The organism is Blastococcus sp. SYSU D00820 (genome assembly GCF_054050695.1).
The window spans coordinates 1-26,679 of the sequence record NZ_JBJGZW010000033.1; the positions used below are offsets into that span (position 1 = coordinate 1).

Consider the following 26,679-nt stretch of genomic DNA (forward strand, 5'->3'; position numbering starts at 1 on the left):
AGCCAGGATCAAACTCTCCGTAGATGAATTTGAAATCCATGGCCGAGAACCGAGAGCTGACACTCTCGATATCAATCAACCAAAGGAATCCCTCACCACAACCCCAAAAGGGCCACAGTGCGGGGGTTACATACTTGGCACTGACTTTCGGCACGCTGTTGAGTTCTCAAGGAGCGGACGCGCGGGAACTCCGGCCTTTCGGCCTTCGTTCGAGGCGGTTCCTCCAATGTACACCGTGCTCCGCAGCAGTCGACCTCGGGGGTCTGACCGGCGGTTGACCAGGCTGGCGGCCCGGTCCGTTCTCGCTCGGTGCAGGGAGAACATTACACGGCCTCCGGGGGGTCGTGCAGGGGGGGCCCCGTGGTCTCCGCCACGTCCCCCTCAGGCCACGCCGGCGGGCCGGAACTGCACGCTGACCCGCGGCCCCACGGGCTTCGAGGTCTTGGGGATGCAGTGCTCCCAGGTGCGCTGGCACGAGCCGCCCATGACCACGAGGTCTCCATGGCCCAGCGGGAAGCGCAGGCTCTCCCCGCCACCCACCGGCCGGAGCATGAGCGGGCGCGGGGAGCCGAACGAGACGATCGCGACCATCGTGTCCGCGCTCCGCGCGCGCCCCAGGCGGTCGCCGTGCCAGGCCACGCTGTCGCGGCCGTCCCGGTACAGGCACATGCCGGCGCTCACGAAGGGCTCGCCGAGCGCGGGGCCGTAGTACCGGTCGAGGGCCTCGCGCGCCTCGGTGAGCAGCGGGTGCGGCAGGGTCTCGCCGCGGCCGTACCAGCGCAGCAGCCGGGGCACCGCCACCTCGCGCTCGTACATCTGCCGGCGGTCGGCCCGCCAGCCGATGTCACCGAGCAGCACCTCGAGCACGGCGTCGGAACCGCTGACCCAGCCCGGCAGGTGATCCACCCAGGCGCCGCGGCTGAGGGAGTGCCGGACCACCCGCCCCGCCAGTGGCGTGAGCGTGGCCTCCTCGGCGAGGTCCCACATCGACGGCTGGTGCGCGAGCGACATGGGAGGAGGCTACGCCGGATCGAACGGGTGTTCGACCCCTCAGGCGGTGAGCGCCAGGGCGAACGGCAGCACCCGGGACGCGCCGGCCAGGCGGAGCTCGCGGCCGGCGACGGTCATCGTCCACCGGGAGTCCGCGAGGTCGTCGACCAGCAGCACGGGCACCGGACCGAGCTCGGCGAGGCGCTCGCGCAGCTCCGGGCCCACCACGATCCGCTGCCACACGCCGGCCAGCCGGAAGGCGCTGTTGCCGCCGGGCCCGCCGGTCGGCCCGCCGGACGCCGGCGACAGCTCGCCCAGGTACGGCAGCCGCCCCAGCCGGGCCAGCCCCTGTGCCACCCCGGTCACCAGCCGCGGCCGGCGCCGCGAGGGGACGGCGACCACGGCAGCCGGGCGCTCGGCCCAGTCCCAGGCGCCCAGCACGCGCGCGCACGCACGGAGGAGCTCGTCGTCCGGAGGGACGTCGGACACGGTGCGCTGCACGGGCACGTCGAAGGCGGCGTCCGGATCCTCCTCGATGCCGGGTGCCTCGAGGTCGAGGGTGACCGTGCCCCCCACGCCGTCGTCACCGAGCAGCGTGCGCAGGCGCTGCCCCCAGCCCAGGTCGGTGAGCCGGGCGACGGCCCGGCCCGGGTCGATCTGCTCGGCGGGCGCGATCTTGCCCTTGACCGCGACGCCGAGTCGGTCGGCACCGGTCGGCCACTGGGCGCGGGGCGCCAGCTCGACACCGGGCCGGTCGAGCGCGGCCGACGCCTTGTCGGCGGCCCCGGCCGGGATCTCCGTCGGGTACCAGGGCCCGGCGCAGACGTCGCAGCGGCCGCAGGGCGCGGCGGTCGGGTCGTCGAGGGCGGCCTGGAGGAAGGCCATGCGGCACTCGGCCTCGTCCACCGGCCGCGCGTAGGCGATCATCGCCCGCTGCTCGGCCTCGCGGGTGCGCGCGACCCGGGCGTAGCGGTCGGCGTCGTAGACCCACGGCCGGCCGGTGGAGCGCCAGCCGCCCTGGACCCGCTCCACCGCCCCGTCGACGGCGAGCACCTTGAGCAGCAGCTCCAGCCGCGACCGCCGCACGTCCGCGACGGTCTCCAGCCGCGCCACCGACCACGCCTGGCCGTCGGCCATCGCGGAGAGGACGGCGGCCGCGTGGTCCTCCCGGGGCATCGAGGAGGTGGCGAACCACTGCCAGATCGCGAGGTCCTCCGGGCCGGGGAGCAGCAGCACGTCGGCCTTCTCCACCGCGCGGCCGGCGCGGCCCACCTGCTGGTAGTAGCTGACCGGCGAGGACGGCGCCCCCAGATGGACGACGAACCCGAGGTCGGGCTTGTCGAACCCCATGCCCAGCGCGGAGGTGGCCACCAGTGCCTTGACCCGGTTCTCCCGCAGCGCCTCCTCGGCGTCCTTGCGGTCGGCGTCGTCGAGCCGGCCGGTGTAGGCACGCACCTCGTGGCCGGCGTCGCGCAGCAGCGCCGCGGTCTCCTCCGCGGCGGCCACGGTGAGCGTGTAGACGATGCCGCTGCCCGGCAGGTCGCCCAGGTGGGCGGCCAGCCAGGCCAGCCGGGCGCGGTCGGTGGGCAGCCGCAGCACGCCCAGGCGCAGCGAGTCGCGGGCCAGCGGGCCGCGGACGGTGGTCACCTCGACCCCGCCGGCGCCCAGCTGCTCGGCGACGTCGGCCACCACCCGCTCGTTGGCCGTCGCGGTGGTGGCGAGCACCGGCGTGCCCGCGGGCAGGGTGCCCAGCAGGTCGCGGATGCGGCGGTAGTCGGGGCGGAAGTCGTGCCCCCAGTCGGAGACGCAGTGCGCCTCGTCGACCACCAGCAGCCCGCAGCGGGCCACGAGCCCGGGCAGCTGCTCCTCGCGGAAGCGGGGGTTGGTCAGCCGCTCCGGAGAGACCAGCAGGACGTCGACGTCGTCGGCGGCCAGCCGCGCGGCGACGTCGTCCCACTCCGTGGCGTTGGCGCTGGAGATCTCGACGGCCTTGATGCCGGCCCTGGCCGCGGCCCCGACCTGGTCGCGCATGAGCGCGAGGAGGGGGCTGACCAGCAGGGTCGGCCCAGCGCCGCGGCGGCGCAGCAGCGCCGTGGAGACGAAGTAGACCGCCGACTTGCCCCATCCGGTGCGCTGCACGACCAGCGCCCGCTGCGAGCGCTCGACCAGCGCGGCGACCGCGGCGTCCTGCCCCTCGCGGAAGATTGCGTCGGGGCGGCCGGTGAGCTCGCGGAGGATCTGCAGCGCCTCGTCGGCGAGCGGGGACGGCGGCGCGGCGGTGCTCATGCCCCCGACAGTAGGCAGCGAGGGTGACAGGCGGCCCGCCCACGGCGAGGGGGAGGATGGGCCCACGATGCTGCCGCCCGACAACCACGTGCACACCGGCTGGTCCTGGGACACCCCGTCCACCGCGACGATGGCGAAGGCCTGCGAGCGGGCGGTGGCGCTGGGCCTGCCGGCCATCGCGTTCACCGAGCACCTGGACTTCACCGTCTGGGACCCCGACGACCGGGCCACCGACGAGGGCCTGGTCGAGCGGCACGCCTCACGGCACGCGGAGATCGACGTCCAGGGGTACTTCGCCGAGCTCGCCGAGGTGCGCGAGCGCTTCCCCGGACTCCGGATCTGGGCCGGGGTCGAGACCGGCGAGCCGCACCTGTTCGCCGCGAGCGTCGCGGCCCACCTGCGCGACGCCCCGGTCGACCGGGTCCTGGGCTCGCTGCACTCCCTCTCCCAGGACGGCCGGCTCTACGGCGTCGGACACCTGCTGTGGCAGGACGCCGACGGCACGATGCGCCGGTACCTGACCGAGCTGGTCGACATGATCGAGTCCAGCGACGTCTTCCAGGTGCTCGCGCACTGCGACTTCCCGCGCCGGTACTGGCCCGGCGGCACGCACCGGTACGTGGAGAAGGACTACGAGGAGGAGTACCGGGCGGTGTTCCGCGCGCTGGCCGGCACCGGCCGCGCGCTGGAGGTGAACACCAGCAGCCCGCTGGCCTCGGTGGACCAGGTGCGCTGGTTCCGCGAGGAGGGCGGGGAGGCGGTCAGCTTCGGCAGCGACGCGCACGCGCCGGCCGCGGTCGGGCAGCGGTTCGAGCTCGCCGTCGACGTCGTCGAGACCGCCGGCTTCCGGCCGGGGCGCGACCGGTTCGACTTCTGGCGGCGCTGAGGTCAGCCGGCCATCCGGTCGAGCGCGGCGCGCCACAGCCGCGGGAGCACGAAGGGGGCGACCAGCCCCTGCACCAGCAGCACGGCCCGGCCGCGCAGCCCCCGGCCGGCGGAGTGGTGCATCGACGTGTCGACCCGGCTGCCGCCGCCCTCCCGCGGGCGGATCCGGATCTCGCCGGCGCCCCGGTCGCAGTGGTCGCTGTCGAGCAGCGTCCAGGTGATCCGGTCCGGGGTCGGCCACTCGTAGCGCAGGAGCACCCAGAACGGCACCCCCGCGCTGCCCTCGCGGACGACGGCCCAGCCCTCCCCCTGCTCGCGGACCTCGTACTTCGCCGGGTCGAGGGTCTTCGACCACACCTCGAGCCGGCGGTCGCCGACGTCGGTGAACGCCTCGAGCACCTGTGCCGGGGTGGCCCGGGTGTCGAAGCCGAAGCGGACGCGCATCCGCGCCTCCTTCCACGGCCCCCGCTGCCCGGATGGTCCCGCCGACGCCCCCTTCGGGCGAGAGGCGCTCGACCCGGGCAACTACTTCACCGCTAAGAGAAACGCCGCTAGGGTCGCGCCGTGACCAGCCCGCGCCGCGTCGTCGTCGCCCTCGGGGGCAATGCGATGACCGGCCCCGACGGCTCGGCCACGCCCGGTGCCCAGCGGGCCGCGCTCGCGGTCGCCGCGGGGCACGTCGCCGAGCTGGTCGCCGCCGGCGTCGAGGTCGTGGTGACGCACGGCAACGGCCCCCAGGTGGGCAACCTGCTGGTCAAGAACGAGCTGGCCGCGCACGAGGTGCCGCCGGTGCCGCTGGACTGGTGCGTCGCCCAGACCCAGGCGACCATCGGCTTCACCCTCGCCGACGAGCTGGACGCCGCCCTCGCCGCCCTCGGCCTGCCGCAGCGCACCGCCCCGCTGATCACCCGCACGCTCGTCGACGCCGGCGACCCGGGCTTCACCCGCCCCACCAAGCCGGTCGGCCGCTACCTGCCCCGCGAGCAGGCCGAGCGGTTCACCGCCCTGGGCCAGGTCTGGGAGGACCGCGGACCCCGCGGCTGGCGCCGGGTGGTCGCCTCCCCCGAACCGCGGGCGGTCGTCGACAGCCCGGCGGTGCACGCGCTGGCCGCGGCCGGCTTCGTCGTCGTCTGCGCCGGGGGCGGCGGCATCCCGGTGGTGGACGACGGCAGCGGCGGCGCGCTGCGCGGCGTCGAGGCGGTCGTGGACAAGGACCTCACCGCGGCCGTCCTCGCCCGCGACGTCGAGGCCGACACGCTGGTCCTCGCCACCGACGTGCCGGCCGTGATGGTCGGCTTCGGCACGCCGTCGGCCCGACCGCTGGGCCGGGTCACCCCCGCCGAGCTGCGCGACCTCGCCGCGGCCGGCCAGTTCGCCAGCGGCAGCATGGGCCCCAAGGTGGAGGCCGCGCTGCGCTTCGTCGAGGGCGGCGGCACCCGCGCCGTCGTCACCACGCTCGAGAGCATCACCGACGCCGTCACCGGGGACGACGCCGGCACCGTTGTGTCCCGCCACTGAGAGGAAGCCCTGTGCCCGCACCGATCGAGGTCCGCAAGGTCCCGCTGCACAACGTCAGCGACGCCTCCGAGCTGGCCAAGCTCATCGACGAGGGCGTCATGGAGGCCGACCGGGTCGTCGCCGTCATCGGCAAGACCGAGGGCAACGGCGGCGTCAACGACTACACCCGGATCATCGCCGACCGGGCCTTCCGCGAGGTGCTGCTGGAGAAGGGCAGCCGCTCGAAGGAGGAGGTCGCGCAGGTCCCGATCGTGTGGTCCGGCGGCACCGACGGCGTCATCAGCCCGCACGCGACGATCTTCGCCACCCTGCCCGAGGACGCGGTCGAGAAGACCGACGAGCCGCGGCTGACCGTCGGCTACGCGATGAGCGACGTGATCCTGCCCGAGGACATCGGCCGCATCGCCATGGTCGAGAAGGTCGCCGAGGGCGTGCGGCGGGCGATGGAGGCCGCGGGCATCACCGACCCGGCCGACGTCCACTACGTGCAGACCAAGACGCCGCTGCTGACCATCGAGACCATCCGCGACGCCAAGGCCCGCGGCAAGGACACCTACTACGACGAGCCGCACGGCTCGATGGACCTCTCCAACGGCACCACCGCGCTGGGCATCGCCGTCGCGCTCGGCGAGATCGAGATGCCGCGGCAGGAGCAGGTCATGCGCGACCTGTCGCTCTACAGCGCCGTCGCCTCCTGCTCCTCGGGCGTGGAGCTCGACCGGGCGCAGATCGTCGTCGTCGGCAATGCCCGCGGGCACGGCGGCAACTACCGCATCGGCCACTCGGTGATGAAGGACGCGCTCGACCAGGACGGCATCTGGGACGCCATCCGCCAGGCCGGTCTCGACCTCCCCGAGCGGCCGCACGTCAGCGACCTCGGCGACCGGCTGGTCAACGTCTTCCTCAAGTGCGAGGCCGACCCGACCGGCTACGTCCGCGGCCGGCGCAACGCGATGCTCGACGACTCCGACGTCTTCTGGCACCGGCAGATCAAGGCCACCGTGGGCGGCGTCGCCGCCTCGGTGACCGGCGACCCCGCGGTGTTCGTGTCGGTGGCCGCGGTGCACCAGGGCCCGTCGGGCGGCGGTCCGGTGGCCGCGATCGTCAAGGCCTGAGGACGCCGGTGACCGGGTGGGCGCAGCGCACCGCCCGGTCACCGGAACGGCCCCCTCCCGGGAACCGCGCCGACGTGGTTGGGTGACCCACGCCACGATGCACCCAGTGCAACGTGCGCGCCCCGCCGTCCGGCCGGGGTGCCCACCGGCGCGCACGGCGCCGTGACCGACGGGAGATGAGCCGATGGCAGGCCGACTCGAGGGCAAGGTCGCCTTCATCACCGGTGCCGCGCGCGGGCAGGGCCGGGCGCACGCGGTCCGCATGGCCAGCGAAGGCGCGGACATCATCGCGCTGGACAACAACAAGCGCGCCGCGAGCACCGCGTACGACGGCCCCACCGCCGCCGACCTGGAGGAGACGGCGCGCCTGGTCGAGGCGCAGGGCCGCCGGATCGTCGCCCGCGAGGCCGACGTCCGTGACCTCGAGGCGCAGCAGGCGGTCGTCCGGGAGGGCGTGGCCGAGCTCGGCCGGCTCGACATCGTGGTCGCCAACGCCGGCATCTGCTCGGCCAACCCCTCGTGGGAGATCACCGTCGAGCAGTGGCAGGAGACGATCGACATCAACCTGACCGGCGTCTTCTACACGGCCAAGGCCACCGTGCCGCTGCTCATCGAGCAGGGCCAGGGCGGCTCGATCATCATCACCAGCTCGGTCGCCGGCCTGCGGGGCCTGCCGTTCCTCGGCCACTACGTGGCCAGCAAGCACGCCATCGTGGGCCTGGCCAAGACGATGGCCAACGAGCTGGGGCAGCACAACATCCGCGTGAACACGCTCCACCCGCACGGCGTCGCCACCGGCATGGACGTCTCCGACCTGCGGCCGTTCCTCGCCGAGCACGCGAGCACCCTGGCGCCGATCTTCATGCAGACCCTGCCCGAGCCGGTGTCGCAGCCGGAGGACATGGCCGCCGCCGTCGCGTGGCTGGCCTCCGACGACGCCCGGCACGTGACCGGCATCCAGCTGCCGGTCGACCTGGGGACGATGATCCGCTGACCGTCGCCGGCGCCGGGGTCAGGCCGCCCCCGGCGCCGAGCGGGTCAGCCGACGGTCGCCGAGAGCGTCACCGGCACGTTGCCGCGGGTCGCGTTGGAGTAGGGGCAGACCTGGTGGGCGGCCTCGACCAGCCGGTCGGCGGTCTCCTGGTCGACGCCGCCGAGCTCCACGTGCAGCGCGACCTCGAGGCCGAAGCCGCCGGCGTCGTTCCGGCCGATGCCCACCTCGGCCGTGACCGCGGAGTCGCTGATCGGCGCCTTCTGCTGGCCGGCGACGAGCTTCAGCGCCGAGTGGAAGCAGGCCGCGTACCCGGCGGCGAACAGCTGCTCCGGGTTCGTCGCGCCCCCGGCGCCGCCCATCTCCTCCGGAACGGCGAGGTCGAGGTCGACCAGCCCGTCGGAGCTGCGGGCGTGCCCGTTGCGGCCGTCACCGGCGGCGGTGGCGACGGCGGTGTAGATCGCGGCCATGCGAGGACCTCCAGGAGTCGGGAGAACGAACGTTCCGTCTGCAGCCGATCACAGGTGCTCGCAGCTCTTCCACGCCGAGGGGCTGCGCGGGGTCGGCGTCGACCGGATCGTCCCGGCGGCCGCCACCGCGCAGCTGCGCGACCTCGCCGCGGCGATCGGTGACGAGGTGTGCTCCGGCCGGTGCGGCGAGCACCCTGCGCGCCGGGGTCGAGGACCTGCTGCCGGGCTGACCGGCACCGCGTGTCGCCACGCGGCACCGGCCGGCGTCCCGGACCATCCGCCGTGCTGCCGTGTCACCGAGCGTGGAGGTCCCGCCGTGCCCTGTCCCGTCTGCGGCACGCCGGCTCCGCCCGGCGCCCGGTACTGCGCCCGCTGCGGAACCGGGCTGCCCCAGCCCGCGCCCGGCTTCCCGGCCACACCGGCGCCCCAGGTGAGCTGGGCGACGCCGGCGCCACCACCGGTGCCGGCCGCACCGCGCCGCCGCCTGTGGCCGTGGCTGGCCGCCGCCGCCGTCCTCCTCCTCCTCGCCGGCGGCGGGGTGACCGCCTGGCTGCTGCTGCGCTCCCCCGATCCGCTGCAGATCGCCCAGGACCTGGAGGCGCGGCGGGCCGAGGCGTGGGCTCGGCAGGACGTCGACCTGCTGCGGAACTACTACGCCGACCCGGTCGACGCCGAGTCCGAGGCGCAGGGCTTCTTCGACGGCGCGGTGGTGGAGGTGCTCTCCGTGCGCGTCGTGTCGGCCGACCACGACCGGATCGTGGCGCACGTGCGCAGCAACGAGCCCGGCACCGGGGACGGCGACCCGGTGCCCTACGAGGGCGACATCACCTACGAGCTCGTCCCCGTCGGAGGCGGGGAGGAGGACTGGCGGGTCACCGAGGTCGAGGTCACGGGCGAGTGAGCTCCGCCGCGGGCGTCAGGTAGCGCGGCGGCACGGCCGCGACGAGCCAGACCCCGTTCGCCGAGCGGGTGAAGGCGTGCCCGTCGGCGGCCATCGCGGCCGCGTCGACGACCAGCACGACCGGGCGGCCGCGGCGCGCGCCGACCCGGCGGGCGGTGTCGGCGTCCGGGCTCAGGTGCACGGCGTGCCGGTTCCCCGGCCGCAGCCCCTCGGCGAGGATCGCCGGCAGGTTCCGCTGCGGGGTGCCGTGGAACAGCCGCTCCGGCGGCGGCTCGGGGGCGTAGCCGAGCTCCACGGCGACGCTGTGCCCCTGGCTGGCCCGGATCCGGCGGCCGTCCGGATCGAGCTCGAAGCGCCGCTTGTCGTTGGTGGCGACGACGTGCTCGAGCTCCGCGCGGGTCACCGGCCGGCCGTGCGCGGCCAGGGCCGCCAGCAGGTCGTCGACGGCCACCCAGCCGGCCGGGTCCAGCGCCAGGCCGACGCTGTCCGGCGCGTGCCGGAGCACGTAGGACAGCCGCTTGCTCACCCGGACGACGTCCGGACCCCCGCTCACCGTCCCGCGAACCAGCTGTCGCCGGGGAGGTCCGGTGGCGGTGGCGGCCCGGCATCGGGCCGTCGCGGCGGGCTCCAGGGCCAGAGGACGACGACGTCCTCCACCGCCCGGGCGATCGCCGTCCCGTCGAGCTCGGCGACCGTCTCGTCGATGCCCAGGGCCGGGCAGCGGACGACGAAGCGCAGCGGCCCCGCCGGCGGCAGCGGGCTCAGCCACCAGGTCTGGTCCAGCGAGAACTCCCCGCCACTGCCGCTGCCCTGGGTGAAGACGACGTCGGCGGCCGCCTGGCGGGCGTTGTCCACCCGGGTGCCGTCGGCGAGCTCGACGCCCAGCAGGAACGCCGGGACGCCCGGGCCGTGCTGCCACAGCAGCCGGTGCAGCTCCTGCTCGGGCAGCGCGCCCGGGCGCACCCGGACCGCGAACTCCATCGAGACGCCGGTCGTGTGGACCCGCAGCGCCGTGAGCGCCACGGCGGCGTCCGGCGTCCGCGCCAGCAGCAGGGGAGCCGGGAGGGCGACGGGCAGCTCGTTCTCGGGCGGCGACATGCGCCGCTGGAACTCGTCGTCCTCGCCGGATCCCGCGAACCACATGCCGGGCAGCCTGTCGGCCGCGCGGACGCCGGGCAACCGCGATCAGCGGGAGTAGTACTCCACGACCAGCTGCTCCTCGCAGACGACCGGCACCTCGTCGCGGCCGGGCGTGCGCTCGACCCGGGCGACGAGGTCGGCCAGGCGCACCTCGAGGTAGGCCGGCGGGGTGGCGTGCGCCCCGGCGGCGGCGACCTGGAAGGGCTCCATCGGACGGGAGCGCTCGGCGATCGAGACGAAGTCGCCCGGCCGGAGCCGGTAGGAGGGACGGTCGACGCGGCGGCCGTTGACCAGCACGTGGCGGTGCACGACGAACTGGCGGGCCTGGTAGATGGTCCGCGCGAAGCCCGCCCGGAGCACCGTGGCGTCCAGCCGCGACTCGAGGTCCTGGATCAGCGCCTCGCCGGTCTTGCCCCCGGAGCGCCGGGCGCGGTCGAAGGCGCGCCGCAGCTGGGTCTCGCTGATGTCGTACTGGGCGCGCAGCCGCTGCTTCTCCAGCAGGCGGGTGGAGTAGTCGCTGGCCTGCTTGCGCTTGCGGCCGTGCTCGCCCGGCGGATACGGGCGGCGCTCGAAGTAGGCGACGGCCTTGGGGGTCAGCGGGAGGCCCAGCCGTCGGCTGAGCCGGACCTTGGGACGGGGAGTGTTCACGGGACCTCCGGTTTGGTTAGGCTCACCTTACTACCGCCCGAGCCCGGGCCACAGCCCCCGAGGAGAGCCATGACGGGACGCTCCAGCCGCGCACTCCGCCGTCGCGCGGATGCCCCGACCGCCGCCGAGCGCGCCCGCACGGTGGCCACCTGCCCGAGCGCCGAGGTGCACGCCGTGGGGGTCGGCCGCGGCCGGCTGCTCGCCGCGACGACGACGGCCACCGGGGAGGTGCTGCTCGTCGTGCCGCGGTCGGGCGACCTGGTCCGGGCCCTCACCGCCTCCCCGCTGGGCGACCTGCCCGCGCGGCTGACCGTCACGCGCAAGGCGCTCCTCCCGATGCGCGACCCGGTGCGGGCCCAGCTGGAGCTGCGCGGCTGGCTCACCCCCGTGCCCGCCGCCCAGGAGCCGGGGCTGGTGCTCGCCTTCGCCGAGACGTGCCCGGCCGACGTGCTGCTCGACGTCGGCCTCACCGCCCGGCTGCTGCGCCTGGACGTCGGCGAGGTGCTGCTCGACGAGGGCGGCAGCTGCCTGGGCATCGAGCCCGAGGACTACGCCGACGCCCGCCCGGACCCGCTGGCCGCCGACGAGGCCGACCTGCTCGCCGAGTGCGCCGCGGACCTCGCGGAGCTCTGCGGCCGGGTGCGGCACTGGGCCGGCGAGGACGACGGCGTCCAGCTGCTGGGCGTCGACCGGTTCGGCGTGCTGTTCCGGGTGGAGTGCCCGTCGTCCCACTACGACCTGCGGGTGCCCTTCACGGGGGCGGTGGCCGATGCCGCCGGCTTCGGCGACGCCCTGGCGGGGCTGCTGGCCTGCCGCGGCTGATCCCCCGCGGCTGCCGCCCGGCGCCACCTCCCGCCGGTACCCTGCCTGCGGGGGATCGGGTCGCGGTGCGCTGACTCGGCAGGGGGAGGCGCCGCGGTGGACCGGTCGACTCGCGTGGCACATGCGCTGCCGCTCGGGCTGCTCGCGCTCGTCGTGGCCGCGGACGTGTCCGTCGGCCCCGAGCAGGTGCTCCTGGGCACCACGGTGCTGGCCCCCATGGCCGCGGCGACCGTCCTCGGCCGGCGGGCGACCGCCGGCTACACCGCGCTCGCCCTGGTCACCGCCGCACTCCTGGGCTTCTACGACCGCCAGTACACCGGCGACGCCTGGATGGCCCAGCTGATCCGGCTCGGCCTGGTGCTGGTCGGCGGCGGGCTGGCCGTGACCGCGTGCACCCTGCGGCTGCGCCGGGAGGCCCAGCTGCGCCGGCTGGCCGCGCAGCGGGCCGGCGACCGCGCCGTGGTGGCGCTCGGGGAGACGCTGCAGCGCAGCCTTCTCACCGATCCGCCGCAGCTGCCCCGGCTGGAGGTCGCCGTCCGGTACGTGCCGGCCACGCGGTTCGCCCAGGTCGGCGGCGACTGGTACGACGCGTTCCGGCTGCCCGACGGCAGCACCATGCTGGTGATCGGCGACGCCGCGGGGCACGACGCCCCGGCGACGGCCACGATGTCGCAGGCCCGCGGCATGCTGCGCGGCCTCGGCCAGTCGATCGTCGGCTCGCCGGCCGCCGTCCTCACCACGCTGGACCGCGCCTTCACCGACCTCGAGATGCACACGCTGGTCACCGCGGTCGTCGCGACCGTGAGCGAGCAGCCCGACGGCGGCCTGGTCCTGCGGTGGTCGAACGCCGGGCACCCGCCGCCGGTCCTGGTGACCGCCGACGGCCGGGTCACGCTGCTCGAGCGGCGGGTCGACCGGCTGCTGGGCGCCGATCCGTGCACCACCCGCGCCGACCACGTGCTGCGGCTGGCTCCCGGCGACACCCTGGTGCTCTACACCGACGGGCTGGTCGAGCGGCGCGACGCCCCGCTCGACGTCGGGACGGCCGACCTCGTCGCCGCCCTCCAGGGCACGGCGGGCCGCCCGCTGGAGGCGCTCTGCGACGACCTGCTCACCGGCCTGGGCGGCCGCGCGGACGACGACGTGGCGCTGCTCGCCGTCCGCGCACGCTGACCTCCGTCAGACCCGCGCCTGCTCCGCCAGCGCCACCACGGCCTTCTCGAAGCACTCCTGCGGCGGCTGCACCAGCCCGGCCCCGACCTGGCCGGTGCCGGCGACGCGGCCGGCCATCCCGGTGTTGATCTGCGGCAGCCAGCCGGTGCGGGCCACCGACAGCACGTCGATCCCGGTGGGGGCGCCGCGGAAGCCCAGGATCGGGATCGCCATCGCCGGGTTCTCGGCGAGGGTGAGCTGGTACATCCGCTCGGTGGTGGCCAGCGCGTCGGGCACGGTGCCGCCGACGAACCGGACGATCGCCGGGGCCGCGGCCATCGAGAACCCGCCGACCCCGTAGGTCTCCATGATCGCGGAGTCGCCGATGTCGGGGTTGGCGTCCTCGGGGCCGTAGTCGCCGAGGAAGAGGCCGACCGGGGTCTGCGCCGGGCCGGTGAACCAGCGGTCGCCGGTGCCGGCGGTCTGGATGCCGAACTCGGTGCCGTTGCGGGCCATCACGGTCACCATCGACGAGCCCGGCACGTCGCGGGCGGCGTCCATCGCCAGCTTCGCCGTCGGCATGCCGAGGTTGAGGAAGAAGTGCTCGTTGCCGCCGATGAAGCGCAGCACCGCGGCGAGCTCGTCGGAGGCGCGACCGGACGACTCGGACAGCCCCACGATCGCCGGCGACAGCTCGCGCAGCGCCATCAGCGAGCCGGCGCGGTTGCGGTTGTGCCCCTCGTCGCCCATCTGCAGCATCTGCGCGAGCACGGCCTTCACGTCGAGCGGGTCGGGCATCGACCGCACGGCGTCGGCCAGCACCGGCCCGAGGACGTCGCGCATCCAGGCCAGCCGGGTGAGCACCTCCTCGTTGAAGGCGCCCATCCGCAGCACCTTGCCCAGGCCCTCGTTGAGGTTGCAGAAGGCCCGGCCGCCCTGCACCGGGTCCTCCAGGCACCACATCCACATCGACGGGCTGGTGATGCCGGCCATCGGGCCGACCGTGCGGTGGTGGTGGCAGGGGTCGAGGGTGATCTCGCCGGCGGCCAGGAGGCGCTCGGCCTCCTCGACGGTGTCGGCCCAGCCCTCGAACAGGCACGCGCCGATCAGCCCGCCGCGCAGGGGGCCGCTGGCGTCGGCCCACTCGATCGGCGGCCCGGCGTGCAGGATCGTGCGGTCGGGCAGGCCGAGGACGTCGCGGGCGGGGCGGACGTCGACCAGCTGCGAGCCGGCGGCCAGCACCCGCTCCACCGCGGTCCGGTTGGCCGCGGCCCGGCGCGGGTCGAGCGCGAGGGCGGTGAGGTCGGCCGGCTCGCCGAAGCCCGGGGGCCGCCAGTCGACGTCGGCGACGTCGGCGCCCTGGGCGCGCAGGGCGTCGGAGAACACCCCGACCCCGGCCGCGACGACCGCGGGCGGCCCTCCGAGCAGTCCACCGAGGGTCATGACCGGGCTCCCAGCAGGTCGAGGGCGTGGCGCGTGGCGGCGGCGTTGGAGGCGAAGACGGCCGCACCGGCGGCGGCGAGGGCGTCGGCCTGCCGGCTCCAGCCCTGCGGGTCGGCCTCGGTGCCGACCAGCGCGACCACGACCGGCAGCGGCCGGCGGGCACGGGCGGCGGTGAGCGCCGGCACGAGCGCGGCGGCCGGGTCGGCGTCCGCCCCGTGGCCGAGGACGACGTCGAGCAGCAGCACCGCCGGCTCGTCGCCGGCCGCGAGGGCGGCGATCGCCTCCAGCCGCAGCGTCGGATCGATCATCGGGTGCGCGCGGCCGACGGTGAGCGCGTCGTCGCCGAAGTCGACCACCACGTGCCCGGGGGCGGACAGGTCGGTGCCGAGGTCGAGCTCCGGGCGCAGCGGCGTGTTGGAGCGGACGTCGCCGAGCACCGGCGCGGCCAGGAGCATCGCCTCGTCGGCCAGCGTGCCGCCGGAGTAGAAGCCCTTGAGCACCGCACCGGGAGCCGCGGTCTCCGCGGGGCCGGGCCGGGACGGCCAGGCGGGAACGTCGACGCCCAGGTCGGCCAGCAGCGCCTCGACCGCGGCGGTGAGGTCGGGCGCCTCCGGGGAGAGCGCGGCCGAGCGGACCGGCACCGACAGCCCCTCGGCGGCCCGGGCGACCGCCTCGGCCACCGCCGGTGCGGGCGGCTTGGAGACCAGCAGCACCCGCTCGGTGGCGGGATCGGCGTCGAGCGCGGCCAGCGCGTCGAGGGTGGCCAGGCCACCCACGGCCTCCGACAGGTCGCGGCCGCCGACGCCGAGCACGTGCGAGACGCCGACGCCGGCCGCGTCGAGCAGGCAGGAGACCTGCTGGGCGCCGGTCCCCGACGCGGCGACCAGGCCGACCGGCCCGGGACGGACGACGTTGGCGAAGCCGAGCGCGACGCCGGAGACGATCGCGGTGCCGCAGTCGGGGCCCATGACGAGGACGCCGGCGTCGTGCGCGGCCCGCTTGAGCGCGACCTCCTGCTCGACCGGGACGCCGTCGGAGAAGACGAGCACGCTGCGGCCGGCGGCGATCGCATCGGCGGCCTCCAGCGCCGCGTACTGCCCGGGCACGCTGACGATCGCCAGTGCGGGGCCGTCGCCGGGGAGGGCGTCGAGGCCGGCGCCGATGGTGCGGGTCGGGACTTTCTGCGCGGTGCCGGTCGGGCGCTCGCGGGCGGCCAGCGCGGCGTCGACGGCGGTGACCGCGGCGGCCAGGGCGTCGTCGTCCTCGGCGCGGATCGCGATCAGCAGCTGCTCGGGCGCGGCCGGCCCGTCGGGGGCCAGGCCCAGGTTGCCGGCCAGCTCGAGGTTCAGCGGCGTGGCCATGGCGACCAGGACGGCCGAGACGCCGTCCCTCGTGCCGATGTCGCGGCTGACCTGCATCAACCGGACCGAGTCGGCGTACACGCCGCTGCGCAGCGAGACGTGGCGGACTCCGGACGACGGCGGGGCGGTCACCCGCGGAACCGTACCGCCGGAGATCTCTCAGTGGTGAGACATCCCGGCGATAACGATTTAACGCTGAGGTACTTCCGCCGCCCTCGCGACCCATGTCACATTGGCGCCTCCCTGGGCCGGTGAGCTGCGCCGGTTCCCGGGGCCCATCGGCAGGAGAGGTCGAGGAGGCCGTCAGTGGCGTTCGGCTGGAAGCTCTACGGAGACGGCAAGACACCGCCCCTCGGCGAGGCGGTCGCACCGGACGAGCGGCTGTCGTGGCCGCTCACGATCGGCATCGGCGCCCAGCACGTGGTCGCCATGTTCGGCGCCACGTTCGTCTTCCCGCTGATCATGGGGTTGGACGCCAACCTCGCGATCATGATGAGCGGGATCGCCACGATCATCTTCCTGCTGATCGTGAACGGGAAGGTGCCGAGCTACCTCGGGACGTCGGCGTCGTTCGTCGGCGCGGCCGCGGCGATCTCCGCCCAGGGCGGGGACGCCGGCGACATCGTCGGCGCGATCCTGGTCGCCGGCGTCGTCCTCGCGCTCGTCGGCGTCCTGATCCACTTCGCCGGCATCCGGGTGGTCAACCGGGTGCTGCCCCCGGCCGTGACCGGCGCGGTGGTCATGCTCATCGGTTTCAACCTGGCGCCGGTGGCCGCCTCCACGTACTGGCCGCAGGACCAGTGGGTCGCGCTGGCGACCATGACGTTCGTGATCGTCTGCGCCCTGGCGCTGCGCGGTTTCTGGGCCCGCATCTCGATCCTGCTGGGCCTGATTTTCGGCTACCTGCTGTCGATCCTGCTCGACGCCACCTCCGGCCCGATCACCTCGGTGCTGCCCGGCCAGAACCTGCTCGACGCCAACGGCGACCCGTGCACCGGCGGTCCGTACTGCGTGGCCACCGCCTTCCCGCACGACCGGATCAGCTTCCAGTCGGTCAGCGACGCCCCGTGGTTCGGCACCCCCGACTTCACCGCGCCGTCGTTCTCGGTGAACTTCGCGCTGCTGGCGCTGCCGGCGGTCATCGCCCTCGTCGCCGAGAACGCCGGGCACGTCAAGGCCGTCGGCGAGATGACCAAGCGCGACCTCGACCCGATGATCGGCCGGGCGGTCGCCGCCGACGGTGTCACCACCGTGCTCGCCAGCGCGGTCGGCGGCTCGCCGACCACCACCTACGCCGAGAACATCGGCGTCATGGCCGCCACCCGCGTGTACTCCACGGCGGCCTACTACGTGGCCGCGATCGTGGCGATCCTGCTCGGCCTGTGCCCCAAGTTCGGCGCGCTGATCAACATCGTCCCGGGCGGGGTGCTCGGCGGCATCACCGTCGTCCTCTACGGGATGATCGGCCTGCTCGGCGCCAAGATCTGGAAGGAGAACCGGGTCGACTTCGCCAACCCGATCAACCTGGTGCCGCTGGCCGCCGGGATCATCATCGGGATCGGCCCGGTCTCGCTGCAGATCACGGACAACTTCTCGCTCAGCGGCATCGCGCTCGGCTCGATCGTCGCCGTCGCGGGCTGGCACCTGGCCCGGGCCGTGGCCCCGGCCGACATGAAGGCCGCGCTCACCCGCGAGGGTGCGCACCCGGCCGCCGGCACCACCTTCGGCCACGTCTCGGGCGACGAGACCTCGCCCGACCCGTCGTCGGTCGACGAGGTCGGCCGCCCCGGCGTGACCGGGGGCCGCACGCCGAGGAAGGGCCAGCGCACCCGGTGAAGCCCGCCCCGTTCCGCTACGCCGACCCCGGCACCCTCGACGAGGCCGTCGACGTCCTCGCTGCCGAGGGTGCGGGCGCCAAGGTGCTCGCCGGTGGCCAGTCGCTGCTCCCGCTGCTCTCGATGCGGCTCGCGGCGCCGGCCACGCTGGTCGACATCAACCGGGTGCCCGGCCTCGACGCCGTCGAGGCCACCGGGGACGGCGTGCGGGTCGGGGCGCTGGTGCGCCACGCACGACTGCTGGGGGACTCCCCCCAGGCCATTGCCGCCGCCCGGGTCCAGCCGCTGCTGGCCCGGGCGACGGCGAACGTCGCCCACCCCGCGATCCGCAACCGCGGCACCACGGTCGGCTCGATCGCGCACGCCGACCCCTCCGGCGAGATGACGGCCGTCCTCGCCCTGACCGACGGCTCGGTGACCGTCGCGACGCCCGCCGGCCGGGAGGCCGTGGGCTGGCGCGACCTGTTCGTCGGGCCGCTGGAGACCTCGCTGTCCGGCCCCTCGGTGGTCGTGGACGCCTTCTTCCCCGCGCTGCCCGAGCGCTCCGGCACCGCCTTCGCCGAGATCGCCCGCCGAAAGGGCGACTACGCGGTGTGCGGCGCGGCCGTCGTCGTCACGCTCGACGCGGACCGCCGGGTGTCCGCGGCGCGCGCCGCCTACCTGTCGGTGGGGCTGGTGCCCGAGGTGCACGACCTGACCGAGGCCGTCGCCGGCCGGCCGGCCGACACCGCGGACTGGGCCGCCGCCGGCGCGCTGGCGCGCACCCTGGCGGACCCCGACGGCGACCTGCACGCGAGCGCGGACTACCGGAGGCTGCTGGTGGGGGTGCTCACGGAGCGGGCGCTGGCGGAGGCGGGCGCCGAGGCCGCCGCGAAGGTGACGGGTGAGTGAGCATCGCAGCGAGCGCCGGCGAGCGAGGAGCGGACCGAGCCCGGAACCGAGCCGTGGACTTCGAGAGGACTGCTGCATGACCTCGGTGGACACCGAGCGCACCATCACCGTCACCGTGAACGGCGTTCCGCGGCAGGCCACCGTGCCGGTCCGCCGGCTGCTGTCGGACGCGCTGCGGCACGACCTCGGGCTGACCGGCACGCACGTGGGCTGCGAGCACGGCGTCTGCGGGGCCTGCACCGTGCTGGTCGACGGCGAGCCGGTGCGCTCCTGCCTGGTGCTCGCCGTCCAGGTCGACGGCGGCGCGGTGACCACCGTCGAGGGGCTGGCCCGCGAGGACCACCGGGGCGGACAGGTGCTGCACCCCGTGCAGGAGGCGTTCCGGGAGTGCCACGCGCTGCAGTGCGGCTTCTGCACGCCGGGCTTCCTCGTGACCATCGCCGCCGGCCTCGACGGGCGCGACAACTCGGTGGAGATCACCGAGGAGGAGGTCGACGAGCTGGTCGGCGGCAACCTCTGCCGGTGCACGGGCTACGCGAACATCAAGAAGGCCGTGCGGCACGCCGCCGCGGCGATGCGGGACGTCCGATGACCGCCTTTCGCGCGCGGAAGGCGACGGGAGGGGGACGGCGATGACCACCAAGCTGTTCGGCGAACCGGTCCGCCGCCGCGAGGACGCCCGCCTCATCGTCGGGAAGGGCCGCTACCTCGACGACATCGGCGCCGACGCCCTGGCCGCGGCCTTCGTGCGCAGCCCGCACGCGCACGCCCGGATCGTCGACATCGACGTCGAGGGCGCGCTGGACGTCGACGGGGTCTGGGCGATCTACACCTACGAGGACCTCACCGGCCCGATGGCCGAGCCGCTGCCGGTGCTCATCCCGCACCCCCAGCTGCACGCGCCGCGCACCGGCTACCCGCTGGCCAACGGCGAGGTCAACCACGTCGGCGAGCCGGTGGTCATGGTGGTGGCCGCCGACCGGTACCTCGCCGAGGACGCCGCCGAGCGGATCGTGGTCACCTACGAGGAGCTGCCGACCGTCGTCGGGGTCGACGCCGCCCGGGCCGCCGAGCACGCCGTCCACGCGGAGATCCCCGACAACGTCGCCGCCCGGCACCACCAGGAGACCGGCGACGTCGAGCCGGCGCTGGCCGCCGCGCCGCACACGCTGTCGTTCACCCAGTACATCGAGCGCAGCGCCTGCATGCCCCTCGAGGGCAAGGGCGTGCACGCGCGGTGGGACCCGGCGGACTCCTCGCTACGGGTCTACTCGAGCACCCAGGCCTCGACGTCGGTGCGCGCGGCGATCGCCGCGAAGCTGGAGCTGTCGCTGGACGCCGTCGAGGTCATCGCGCCGGACGTCGGCGGCGGCTTCGGCGTGAAGATCGTGCACCCGTGGCCGGAGGAGCTGCTGGTGCCGATGGCGGCGATCGCGCTCGGCCGCGAGGTGAAGTGGGCCGAGGACCGGCGCGAGCACTTCATCGGCTCGGCGCACGAGCGCCAGCAGCGGCAGGAGATCACCGTCGGGTACGACGACGACGGCCGGATCACCGCGCTCGACGTCCACATCTGGCACGACAACGGCGCCTACACGCCCTACGGGATCATCGTGCCGATCGTGACGGCCACCCAGCTGGTCGGGCCGTACGCGCTGCCGGTGTACCGGGTGGTCGTGGAGAGCGTCTACACCAACACCGTCATCGTGACGCCCTACCGCGGCGCCGGGCGGCCGCAGGGTTGCTACGCGATGGAGCGGACCATGGACCGCATCGCCGACGCGCTGGGCCTGGACCGCGCCGTCGTCCGCGAGCGGAACCTGATCCAGCCCGACCAGTTCCCCTACGACCACCGGCTGACGTTCCAGGACGGCCGGCCGGTCATCTACGACTCGGGCGACTACCCGGGGCTGCTGGCCAAGCTCAAGGACCTCGTCGGCTGGGAGGCCGCGGAGCAGCTGCGGGCCGACGCCGAGGCGCGCGGGAAGCTGCTGGGCGTCGGCATGGCCCTGTACGTGGAGGGCACCGGGCCCGGCCCGTACGAGGGCGGGCACGTGCAGGTGCTGGGCAGCGGCAAGGTGCTGGTGTCGACCGGGCTGACCTCGCAGGGTCAGGGGCACGAGACGGTGTTCGCCCAGATCGTCGCCTCCGAGCTGGGGGTGCCGATCGAGGACGTCGAGGTCACCACCGGCGACACCCGGCGGTTCGGCTACGCGGTGGGGACGTTCGCCTCGCGGGCGGCGGTGATGAGCGGCAACGCGATCGCGCTGGCCGCGCGCGGGGTGCGGGAGAAGGCGCTGCGGATCGCCGCGGACGTGCTCGAGGCCGACCCCGGCGACCTGGAGATCGACGAGGGCGTGGTGCAGGTCAAGGGGACGCCGGGGGCGTCGATCCCGCTGCGCACGGTCGCCGTGCTGTCCAACCCGCTGCGGTACGCGTTCGACGAGGCCGCCAAGCAGGCCACCCAGTTCGCCGTCCAGGGGTCGGACGACAAGCCGCCGGTGGCCGAGGGCGACGCCCCCGGCCTGGAGCACCGCGACTACTACTCGCCGATCCGGTCGACGTTCGCGTCGGGCGCGCACGCGGCGGTCGTGGAGATCGACCCGGCGACGTGGGAGATCGACGTCGTGAAGTACGCGGTGGTGCACGACTGCGGCAACGTGGTGAACCCGATGATCGTCGAGGGCCAGGTGCACGGCGGGGTGGCCCAGGGCGTCGGCGGCGCGCTGTACGAGCGGATGGCCTACGACTCCGACGGGCAGCTGCAGAACGCCTCCTTCATGGACTTCCTGATGCCGTACGCGTCGGAGGTGCCCGACGTCGTCATCGACCACCAGCAGACGCCCTCGCCGCTGAACCCGCTGGGCCTCAAGGGCGCCGGCGAGGCCGGCGTCATCCCGGGGACGGCGGCGATCGCCTCGGCGATCGAGGACGCGACCGGACGCCGGATCGCCTCGATGCCGCTGTCCCCCACCGAGCTGTACGACCTGATGCGGTCCCCGGACACGGAACGGACGGCGGCCGCTGCGGGCCGCGCCGAGATCGGAGCAAGCGCGTGAACCTCGACGGCTCGGCGGTGCTGCACGGGACCCCCGACCAGGTGTGGTCGGTGATCACCGACCCGGCGGTGCTGGCGCGGACCATCCCGGGCTGCGAGTCGCTGGAGCAGGTCGGCGACGACTCCTACCGGATGAACGTCTCGGTCGGGGTCGGGGCGATCAAGGGCACCTACGCCGGCGAGGTGCGGCTGTCGGACCAGCAGCGGCCGACGTCCTACGTCATGCACGCCTCCGGGGCGGGCGCGCCGGGCAACGTGCGGGCGACGGTGACGATCACCCTGACGCCGTCGGACGAGGGGACCGCGCTGACCTACTCCGCCGACGCGGTGGTGGGCGGCCCGGTCGCCGGCGTGGGCCAGCGGATGATCACCGGCGTCGCCAAGCGGATGGCGGGGCAGTTCTTCTCCGCGATCGACCGGGAGCTGACCTCCCCGGTCGCCGCGGTGCCGGAGCCGCGGCCGTCGGCCGCGGCGGTCAGCGGGACGGCGGCGCCCTCGGCGGCCCCTGCTCCGGCTCCGGCTCCGGCTCCGCAGGTCTTCTCCGGCAGGGCCGCCCCGGTCGCCGCCGGCGCCCAGCTGGACCTGAACTCGTTCCTGCTGGGCGCGGCGTCGGGCGGGCTGTTCACCGCGCTCGGCGTGGTGCTGGGCTACCTGCTGGGGCGCCGCCGCTCCTGACCGGCTACGCCTTCAGCTGGGCGAGCTGGATCAGGTTGCCGCAGGTGTCGTCGAGGACGGCGGTGACCACCGGCCCGAAGTCGGTCGCCTCCTGGGTGAAGGTGACGCCGAGGCCCTTGAGCCGCTCGACCTCGGCGTGCACGTCGTCGACGGCGAACTGCGTGAACGGGATGCCGTCGGCCACCAGCGCCTCCTTGAAGGGGCGCGCCGCCGGGTGGCCGTCGGGCTCGAGCAGCAGCTCGACGCCGTCCGGGGCGGCCGGGGAGACCACGGTGAGCCAGCGGTACTCGCCGGCGGGCGCGTCGGTCTTCTTCTGGAAGCCGAGCTTCTCGGTGTAGAAGGCCAGCGCCTTGGCCTGGTCGTCGACGAACACGCTGGTGATGTTGATGCGGATCACGGGGGTGCCTCTCGCTCGATGGGCCACCGTTCGACGATCGACCGCAGCGGGCCCGTGTCGAGGTGGTGGAACTTGTACCGGCCCTGCCGCCGGGTGTGCACCAGACCGGCCTCCTCGAGCACCGCGAGGTGCTGCGAGATGGCCTGCCGCGAGGAGGACAGGCCGTGCTTCATGGTCAGCCGGGTGCAGATCTCGAACAGCGTCTGGCCGTCCTTCTCGGTCAGCTCGTCCAGGATCGTGCGACGGGTCGCGTCGCCCAGAGCCCGGAACAGCTCGGGATCGGCGTCCACGGCACAGGTATAGGCAAGTAGCCACTTGCCTGTCAAGGGGTCAGACTGTGCCCGTGCCGTGGACCTCCGCCGACATGCCCGATCTCACCGGCCGCGTCGCGGTGGTCACCGGCGGCAACGGCGGCCTGGGCCTGGTCACCGCCCACGAGCTGGCGCGGGCCGGGGCGCACGTGGTGATCGCCGCGCGGGACCAGGCCAAGGCGCGGACGGCGGACGGGCAGATCCACGCCCGCACGCCGCAGGCCTCGACGGAGGTCGTGCCGCTCGACCTGGGCTCCCTGGCCTCGGTCGCGGAGGCGGCCGGGCGGATCGGCCGTGCGCACCCGAGCGTCGACGTCCTGGTCAACAACGCCGGGATCATGGCGATGCCGGAGCGGCGGACCGCCGACGGCTTCGAGTCGCAGTTCGGGATCAACCACCTCGGGCACTTCGCCCTGACCGCACATCTGCTGCCGGCGCTGCTCCGAGCCGACGCCGCCCGCGTCGTCACCGTGACCAGCACCGCCCGCCTCCGGGGCCGCCCGGTCGACCCCGCCGACCCCGACCTGGCCCGCTACCGCCCCTGGCATGCCTACGCCCGCGCCAAGTGGGCCAACTACCACTTCGGCCTGGGCCTGCAGCAGCAGTTCTCGGGGGCCGGCGTCCGCGCGCAGAGCCTGATCGCGCATCCGGGGCTGACCAGCACCGACCTGATGGCCACCACCGTCCGCGAGGGCGGCGGCGGATGGATCGCCCCGGTGTTCGAGGCGTTCGCCGCCCGCGCCGGCATGTCACCGGCGGAGGGCGCCCGGCCGCAGCTGCGCGCGGCCACCGATCCGGCGGCCCGCGGCGGCGAGCTCTACGCCCCGCGCTACGGGTCCAACGGCCCCGCCGTCCGGCGGCCGCTGCTGCGCCGGTGGGACCTGCAGCGGCGGATCGACGAGCTGTGGGAACTGTCCGAGCGGCGGACCGGCGTGCTCCTGCGCGTCCCGGCCTGACCGATCAGTTCCGACGGCCGGCCCGGTCTGCCCCTCGTGCCCCGACATCCCCGGGTCGGCATGCTCGCCGACGTCGCCGCCGAGCGCTCCGACCTCTGCGACTTCCTGGAAAGCCTCGACGAGGCGGACTGGCAGGTCCGGTCGCTGTGCCCGGCGTGGACGGTGCACGACGTCCTCGCGCACCTGACGCTGTCGCACCGCCAGACCCTGCTGGCCACCCTGGTGCAGGTCGTGCGGGCGCGGGGCAGCTTCGACGCGGCGGAGGCGGCCTGGGCGCGCCGGCTCGCGGCGGCGCACCGGCCGGCCGAGCTGATCGCCCTGCTGCGCGCCACCGCGGACGTCGACCACCGGGTACCGCTGAGCGGTCCGCTGGACCCGCTGACCGACGTCCTCGTGCACGGGCAGGACATCGCCCGCCCGCTCGGCTGGCGCCGGGAGGTGCCCCCGGAACGCGCCGTCCCGGCGCTGCAGCACGTGTGGGGGAACGCCTTCTACGGGCGGGCCGACCGGCGGTTCGCCGGGCTGCGGTTCGTGGCCACCGACGCCGACTGGTCGGCCGGCGAGGGCCCGGTGGTGCGCGGGCCGGCCGGCAGCCTGCTGCTGGTGGCGACCGGCCGGGCCGCGGGGCTGGCCGAGCTCACCGGCCCGGGGCGGAACGACGTCGCCGCGCGGTTCGCCCAGCGCTGACCTCGGGGCTCCGTCGGGGTCAGCCGGCCGCGACCTCCTGCCGGCGCGTCGCCGGGCGGCCGGCCCGCACCAGCAGGACGACGCCGGTGGTGAGCGTCCACAGCATCATGAGGATGAACCCGCCGAAGCCGGTGTACTCGACGACACCGCCCTCGAGCTCCTCCTGGAAGACCCCGGCCAGGCTGACCAGCAGCAGCACGCACACGACGGCCGCCCACCAGCCCAGCCAGTTCGGCAGCGCGGAGGTGCTGACGATGCCCGCCGCCACCCCCAGGAACAGCGCCACGCCGGCGGCGAGCGTCACCGAGCCCGTCCAGTCGTTGAGCACCGCCAGCGTGGTGAAGACGGCGGGCTCGTCACCGACGTCGGCCGTCCCGGTCACCATGGCGAGGTAGATCCCCTCGGAGGCCATGATCGTCGAGACGAACACCGCGCCGGCGATCGCCACCAGCCCGCTGAACAGCCCGCCGTGTCCCTCGGCCCGGCGCAGCCTGCTGAAGAGGCCGGCCAGGAACACGAGGAACGTGATGTCGGAGAGGAAGGCCAGCAGCAGCGACCACTGGTGGCCGGCCCGGTCCTCCGCGATCGCGGCGGCGATGGCCGCTCCGCCGTCCTCCACACCGGGGGTGTCCGGCGTGAAGAAGCTGGCGACGATCAGGAGGAAGAAGAGCACCCCCGCCCCGCCCGCGATGCGGTCCCAGGTGCGGCTCCTCGGCGGTGCGTCCCCGTGCAGCTGCTCGCGCTCCGTGCCCCCCGTGGCAGTTCCCGTCCTGCGGTCCATGACCGTCCCCTTCCGTGCCGTCAGGACCCGCTCGCCGGTGGTCTCCGGCGGTGCCGAGTGTGGTCCCGCTGGACGGGAGTGGCGGCGATTCCTGCGCGCGGTCGGGGCTCAGCTCGCGCGCAGCTCCGGGTAGTCGGTGTAGCCCTCGGCACCGTCGGTGTAGAAGGTGCGCGGGTCGGGGGTGTTCTCCGGGTGCTGCCCGGCCCAGCGCGCCACCAGGTCGGGGTTGGCCAGCACCGGCCGCCCCACGGCGACGACGTCGGCGTGCGCGGCCTCGACCAGCGCGACCGCCTCCTCGCGGGTGGTGACGGGCCCGAAGCCGCTGTTGGCCATGAGCGGCCCGCCGAAGCGGCGGCGCAGCTCCTGCACCAGGTCGCCGGCCGGCTCGCGGTGCAGCACGGAGAGGTAGGCCAGGCCCAGCGGGCGCAGCCGGTCGACGAGGGAGCCGTAGGTGGCCAGGACGTCGCCGCGATCGGTCTCGAGCGCGCCCTGGATGTTGTGCTCCGGGGAGATCCGCAGGCCCACCCGGCCGGCGCCGATCGCGGCGGCCACCGCCTCGACCACCTCGGCGACGAAGCGTGCCCGGTTCTCCGGGGAGCCGCCGTAGCGGTCCTCGCGCCGGTTGGCCGCCGGTGACAGGAACTCGTGCAGCAGGTAGCCGTTGGCCGCGTGCAGCTCCACGCCGTCCAGCCCGGCGTCGACCGCCCGGCGGCAGGCGGCGACGAACTCGGCGACCGTCGTCGGCAGCTCCTCGGTGGTCAGCGCGTGCGGCACGGGGAAGGGCTGCTTGCCGCCGGCGGTGTGCACCTCGCCGTCGATCGCGATCGCGCTGGGCGCCTCCACCCGGAGGCCACCGTTGACGTCGGGGTGGGTCACCCGCCCGCCGTGCATCACCTGGACGACGATCCGGCCACCGCGCTCGTGCACCGCGTCGGCCACCCGGCGCCACCCGGCGGCCTGCTCGTCGGTGGCCAGCCCCGGCTGGCCGTCGAAGGCCTGCCCCTGCGGCGCGGGGAAGGTGCCCTCGGTGACGATCAGCCCGACGCCGGCCCGCTGGCGGTAGTGCTCGACGACGAGGTCCCCGGGCACGCCGGCGATACCGGAGCGCTTGCGGGTCAGGGGGGCCATGACGACGCGGTTGGCGAGCTCGAGGTCGCCGAGGGTCACCGGGGAGAACAGGTCCATGCCAGGTGCGACACGGGCACGGCGTCGCCCATTCCGGATCGCGACCGGCGTCACGCCGCGGACGTGCCTCGGACGGCGGACGCGCGGAGCGTTGCCGGCTGGAAGGCGGTCGCGGCGTGGCCGTGCACGAGCACTGTGCGGTGGGTGACCGTTCCCGCCGCGGAATGGTCAGGGAGCGCACGGT

The 26,679-nt window shown here is 74.9% G+C and carries 27 protein-coding genes; 14 read left to right on the forward strand and 13 right to left on the reverse strand.

The annotated features are described in order from the left end of the window. Positions 1-381 precede the first annotated feature (381 nt). Together ACI79R_RS22280 and ACI79R_RS22285 are read right to left on the reverse strand one after the other, a co-directional pair. On the reverse strand, positions 382-1,011 hold the full coding sequence (locus ACI79R_RS22280) for an alpha-ketoglutarate-dependent dioxygenase AlkB (RefSeq protein WP_456575869.1): 630 nt from the start codon (positions 1,009-1,011) through the stop codon (positions 382-384). Between the two features lie 39 nt (positions 1,012-1,050). Beyond that, on the reverse strand, positions 1,051-3,276 hold the full coding sequence (locus ACI79R_RS22285) for a RecQ family ATP-dependent DNA helicase (protein ID WP_456575870.1): 2,226 nt from the start codon (positions 3,274-3,276) through the stop codon (positions 1,051-1,053). A 67-nt stretch (positions 3,277-3,343) separates the two neighbouring features. Here ACI79R_RS22285 and ACI79R_RS22290 point away from each other — a divergent pair, with 67 nt between their 5' ends. Further along, positions 3,344-4,162 (forward strand): PHP domain-containing protein, encoded by an 819-nt coding sequence (locus ACI79R_RS22290; RefSeq protein ID WP_456575871.1) that lies wholly within the window; start codon positions 3,344-3,346, stop codon positions 4,160-4,162. A 2-nt stretch (positions 4,163-4,164) separates the two neighbouring features. On the opposite strand, the gene ACI79R_RS22295 is transcribed toward ACI79R_RS22290, so the two are convergent. Continuing rightward, positions 4,165-4,605 carry a hypothetical protein gene (locus ACI79R_RS22295; protein ID WP_456575872.1) on the reverse strand — a complete coding sequence of 147 codons (441 nt, stop codon included), beginning with the start codon at positions 4,603-4,605 and terminating at the stop codon, positions 4,165-4,167. A 120-nt stretch (positions 4,606-4,725) separates the two neighbouring features. Between ACI79R_RS22295 and ACI79R_RS22300 the strand changes: the two genes are divergently transcribed. The 3 genes from ACI79R_RS22300 (at position 4,726) to ACI79R_RS22310 (ending at position 7,788) form a co-directional block, all read left to right on the forward strand. Further along, entirely contained in the window at positions 4,726-5,679 is a 954-nt protein-coding gene (locus tag ACI79R_RS22300) for a carbamate kinase (RefSeq protein ID WP_456575873.1), read from the forward strand. A gap of 11 nt (positions 5,680-5,690) precedes the next feature. Then, entirely contained in the window at positions 5,691-6,794 is a 1,104-nt protein-coding gene (gene bar / locus ACI79R_RS22305) for a barbiturase (RefSeq protein ID WP_456575874.1), read from the forward strand. A 184-nt stretch (positions 6,795-6,978) separates the two neighbouring features. After that, the gene (locus ACI79R_RS22310) at positions 6,979-7,788 is read left to right on the forward strand and encodes a mycofactocin-coupled SDR family oxidoreductase (protein ID WP_456575875.1); all 810 of its coding nucleotides are present in this window, start codon (positions 6,979-6,981) and stop codon (positions 7,786-7,788) included. Between the two features lie 44 nt (positions 7,789-7,832). Here the strand turns inward: ACI79R_RS22310 and ACI79R_RS22315 are convergent, their stop codons facing one another. Continuing rightward, positions 7,833-8,255 carry an organic hydroperoxide resistance protein gene (locus ACI79R_RS22315; RefSeq protein ID WP_456575876.1) on the reverse strand — a complete coding sequence of 141 codons (423 nt, stop codon included), beginning with the start codon at positions 8,253-8,255 and terminating at the stop codon, positions 7,833-7,835. 316 nt (positions 8,256-8,571) lie between these two features. On the opposite strand from ACI79R_RS22315, the gene ACI79R_RS22320 reads away from it, so the two are divergent. Further along, on the forward strand, positions 8,572-9,156 hold the full coding sequence (locus ACI79R_RS22320) for a zinc-ribbon domain-containing protein (RefSeq protein WP_456575877.1): 585 nt from the start codon (positions 8,572-8,574) through the stop codon (positions 9,154-9,156). Here ACI79R_RS22320 and ACI79R_RS22325 read toward each other — a convergent pair. The 3 genes from ACI79R_RS22325 to rpsD are packed head-to-tail and all read right to left on the reverse strand — an operon-like array spanning position 9,143 to position 10,944. Next, entirely contained in the window at positions 9,143-9,709 is a 567-nt protein-coding gene (locus tag ACI79R_RS22325) for an RNA 2'-phosphotransferase (protein ID WP_456575878.1), read from the reverse strand. The genes ACI79R_RS22320 and ACI79R_RS22325 overlap by 14 nt on opposite strands. Beyond that, on the reverse strand, positions 9,706-10,299 hold the full coding sequence (locus tag ACI79R_RS22330; protein ID WP_456575879.1) for a hypothetical protein: 594 nt from the start codon (positions 10,297-10,299) through the stop codon (positions 9,706-9,708). The genes ACI79R_RS22325 and ACI79R_RS22330 overlap by 4 nt, the downstream gene beginning before the upstream one ends. Positions 10,300-10,341: 42 nt before the next feature. Then, a complete protein-coding gene (gene rpsD, locus ACI79R_RS22335; RefSeq protein ID WP_456575880.1) occupies positions 10,342-10,944 on the reverse strand; it encodes a 30S ribosomal protein S4 in 603 nt (200 codons plus the stop codon). Between the two features lie 69 nt (positions 10,945-11,013). On the opposite strand from rpsD, the gene ACI79R_RS22340 reads away from it, so the two are divergent. Next, entirely contained in the window at positions 11,014-11,766 is a 753-nt protein-coding gene (locus ACI79R_RS22340) for a DUF2470 domain-containing protein (protein WP_456575881.1), read from the forward strand. Positions 11,767-11,862: 96 nt separating this feature from the next. Continuing rightward, positions 11,863-12,939, forward strand: coding sequence for a PP2C family protein-serine/threonine phosphatase (locus tag ACI79R_RS22345; protein ID WP_456575882.1), 1,077 nt, complete (start codon positions 11,863-11,865; stop codon positions 12,937-12,939). Positions 12,940-12,945: 6 nt separating this feature from the next. Here ACI79R_RS22345 and ACI79R_RS22350 read toward each other — a convergent pair whose 3' ends face one another. Together ACI79R_RS22350 and ACI79R_RS22355 are read right to left on the reverse strand one after the other, a co-directional pair. Further along, on the reverse strand, positions 12,946-14,361 hold the full coding sequence (locus ACI79R_RS22350; RefSeq protein WP_456575883.1) for a DUF1116 domain-containing protein: 1,416 nt from the start codon (positions 14,359-14,361) through the stop codon (positions 12,946-12,948). Further along, a complete protein-coding gene (locus ACI79R_RS22355) occupies positions 14,358-15,854 on the reverse strand; it encodes an FdrA family protein (protein ID WP_456575884.1) in 1,497 nt (498 codons plus the stop codon). The genes ACI79R_RS22350 and ACI79R_RS22355 overlap by 4 nt, the downstream gene beginning before the upstream one ends. Before the next feature lie 174 nt (positions 15,855-16,028). On the opposite strand from ACI79R_RS22355, the gene ACI79R_RS22360 reads away from it, so the two are divergent. The 5 genes from ACI79R_RS22360 to ACI79R_RS22380 all read left to right on the forward strand — a co-directional run bounded on the left by ACI79R_RS22360 (position 16,029) and on the right by ACI79R_RS22380 (position 22,178). Then, entirely contained in the window at positions 16,029-17,558 is a 1,530-nt protein-coding gene (locus ACI79R_RS22360) for a uracil-xanthine permease family protein (RefSeq protein ID WP_456575885.1), read from the forward strand. Then, positions 17,555-18,448, forward strand: coding sequence for an FAD binding domain-containing protein (locus ACI79R_RS22365; RefSeq protein ID WP_456575886.1), 894 nt, complete (start codon positions 17,555-17,557; stop codon positions 18,446-18,448). Before ACI79R_RS22360 ends, ACI79R_RS22365 begins: the two co-directional genes overlap by 4 nt. Positions 18,449-18,524: 76 nt before the next feature. Then, entirely contained in the window at positions 18,525-19,040 is a 516-nt protein-coding gene (locus ACI79R_RS22370) for a (2Fe-2S)-binding protein (protein WP_456575887.1), read from the forward strand. Positions 19,041-19,080: 40 nt separating this feature from the next. Continuing rightward, on the forward strand, positions 19,081-21,504 hold the full coding sequence (gene cutA, locus ACI79R_RS22375; RefSeq protein WP_456575888.1) for an aerobic carbon-monoxide dehydrogenase large subunit: 2,424 nt from the start codon (positions 19,081-19,083) through the stop codon (positions 21,502-21,504). After that, complete coding sequence (locus tag ACI79R_RS22380; RefSeq protein WP_456575889.1) at positions 21,501-22,178, forward strand: CoxG family protein; 678 nt, start codon at positions 21,501-21,503, stop codon at positions 22,176-22,178. The genes cutA and ACI79R_RS22380 overlap by 4 nt, the downstream gene beginning before the upstream one ends. A 4-nt stretch (positions 22,179-22,182) precedes the next feature. Here ACI79R_RS22380 and ACI79R_RS22385 read toward each other — a convergent pair whose 3' ends face one another. Both ACI79R_RS22385 and ACI79R_RS22390 read right to left on the reverse strand, forming a co-directional pair. Then, a complete protein-coding gene (locus ACI79R_RS22385; protein ID WP_456575890.1) occupies positions 22,183-22,575 on the reverse strand; it encodes a VOC family protein in 393 nt (130 codons plus the stop codon). Then, a complete protein-coding gene (locus ACI79R_RS22390; protein ID WP_456575891.1) occupies positions 22,572-22,865 on the reverse strand; it encodes an ArsR/SmtB family transcription factor in 294 nt (97 codons plus the stop codon). Before ACI79R_RS22390 ends, ACI79R_RS22385 begins: the two co-directional genes overlap by 4 nt. 53 nt (positions 22,866-22,918) lie before the next feature. On the opposite strand from ACI79R_RS22390, the gene ACI79R_RS22395 reads away from it, so the two are divergent. Further along, positions 22,919-23,842, forward strand: a complete 924-nt coding sequence (locus ACI79R_RS22395) for an SDR family NAD(P)-dependent oxidoreductase (RefSeq protein ID WP_456575892.1) — start codon at positions 22,919-22,921, stop codon at positions 23,840-23,842. Positions 23,843-23,878: 36 nt separating this feature from the next. Then, positions 23,879-24,529: a maleylpyruvate isomerase family mycothiol-dependent enzyme gene (locus ACI79R_RS22400; RefSeq protein ID WP_456575893.1), complete on the forward strand. Its 651-nt coding sequence runs from the start codon at positions 23,879-23,881 to the stop codon at positions 24,527-24,529. A gap of 19 nt (positions 24,530-24,548) precedes the next feature. On the opposite strand, the gene ACI79R_RS22405 is transcribed toward ACI79R_RS22400, so the two are convergent. Further along, positions 24,549-25,202: a hypothetical protein gene (locus tag ACI79R_RS22405; protein ID WP_456575894.1), complete on the reverse strand. Its 654-nt coding sequence runs from the start codon at positions 25,200-25,202 to the stop codon at positions 24,549-24,551. Between the two features lie 216 nt (positions 25,203-25,418). Further along, positions 25,419-26,495, reverse strand: a complete 1,077-nt coding sequence (locus ACI79R_RS22410) for an alkene reductase (protein WP_456575895.1) — start codon at positions 26,493-26,495, stop codon at positions 25,419-25,421. Positions 26,496-26,679 lie beyond the last annotated feature (184 nt).

Excerpts from the sequence above, each read along its gene's own strand:
- ACI79R_RS22280 (WP_456575869.1), bottom strand. The coding sequence starts at position 1,011 with ATGTCGCTCGCGCACCAGCCGTCGATGTGGGACCTCGCCGAGGAGGCC.
- ACI79R_RS22285 (WP_456575870.1), bottom strand. The coding sequence starts at position 3,276 with ATGAGCACCGCCGCGCCGCCGTCCCCGCTCGCCGACGAGGCGCTGCAG.
- ACI79R_RS22290 (WP_456575871.1), top strand. The coding sequence starts at position 3,344 with ATGCTGCCGCCCGACAACCACGTGCACACCGGCTGGTCCTGGGACACC.
- ACI79R_RS22295 (WP_456575872.1), bottom strand. The coding sequence starts at position 4,605 with ATGCGCGTCCGCTTCGGCTTCGACACCCGGGCCACCCCGGCACAGGTG.
- ACI79R_RS22310 (WP_456575875.1), top strand. The coding sequence starts at position 6,979 with ATGGCAGGCCGACTCGAGGGCAAGGTCGCCTTCATCACCGGTGCCGCG.
- ACI79R_RS22315 (WP_456575876.1), bottom strand. The coding sequence starts at position 8,255 with ATGGCCGCGATCTACACCGCCGTCGCCACCGCCGCCGGTGACGGCCGC.
- ACI79R_RS22330 (WP_456575879.1), bottom strand. The coding sequence starts at position 10,299 with ATGTGGTTCGCGGGATCCGGCGAGGACGACGAGTTCCAGCGGCGCATG.
- ACI79R_RS22340 (WP_456575881.1), top strand. The coding sequence starts at position 11,014 with ATGACGGGACGCTCCAGCCGCGCACTCCGCCGTCGCGCGGATGCCCCG.
- ACI79R_RS22350 (WP_456575883.1), bottom strand. The coding sequence starts at position 14,361 with ATGACCCTCGGTGGACTGCTCGGAGGGCCGCCCGCGGTCGTCGCGGCC.
- ACI79R_RS22370 (WP_456575887.1), top strand. The coding sequence starts at position 18,525 with ATGACCTCGGTGGACACCGAGCGCACCATCACCGTCACCGTGAACGGC.
- cutA (WP_456575888.1), top strand. The coding sequence starts at position 19,081 with ATGACCACCAAGCTGTTCGGCGAACCGGTCCGCCGCCGCGAGGACGCC.
- ACI79R_RS22410 (WP_456575895.1), bottom strand. The coding sequence starts at position 26,495 with ATGGACCTGTTCTCCCCGGTGACCCTCGGCGACCTCGAGCTCGCCAAC.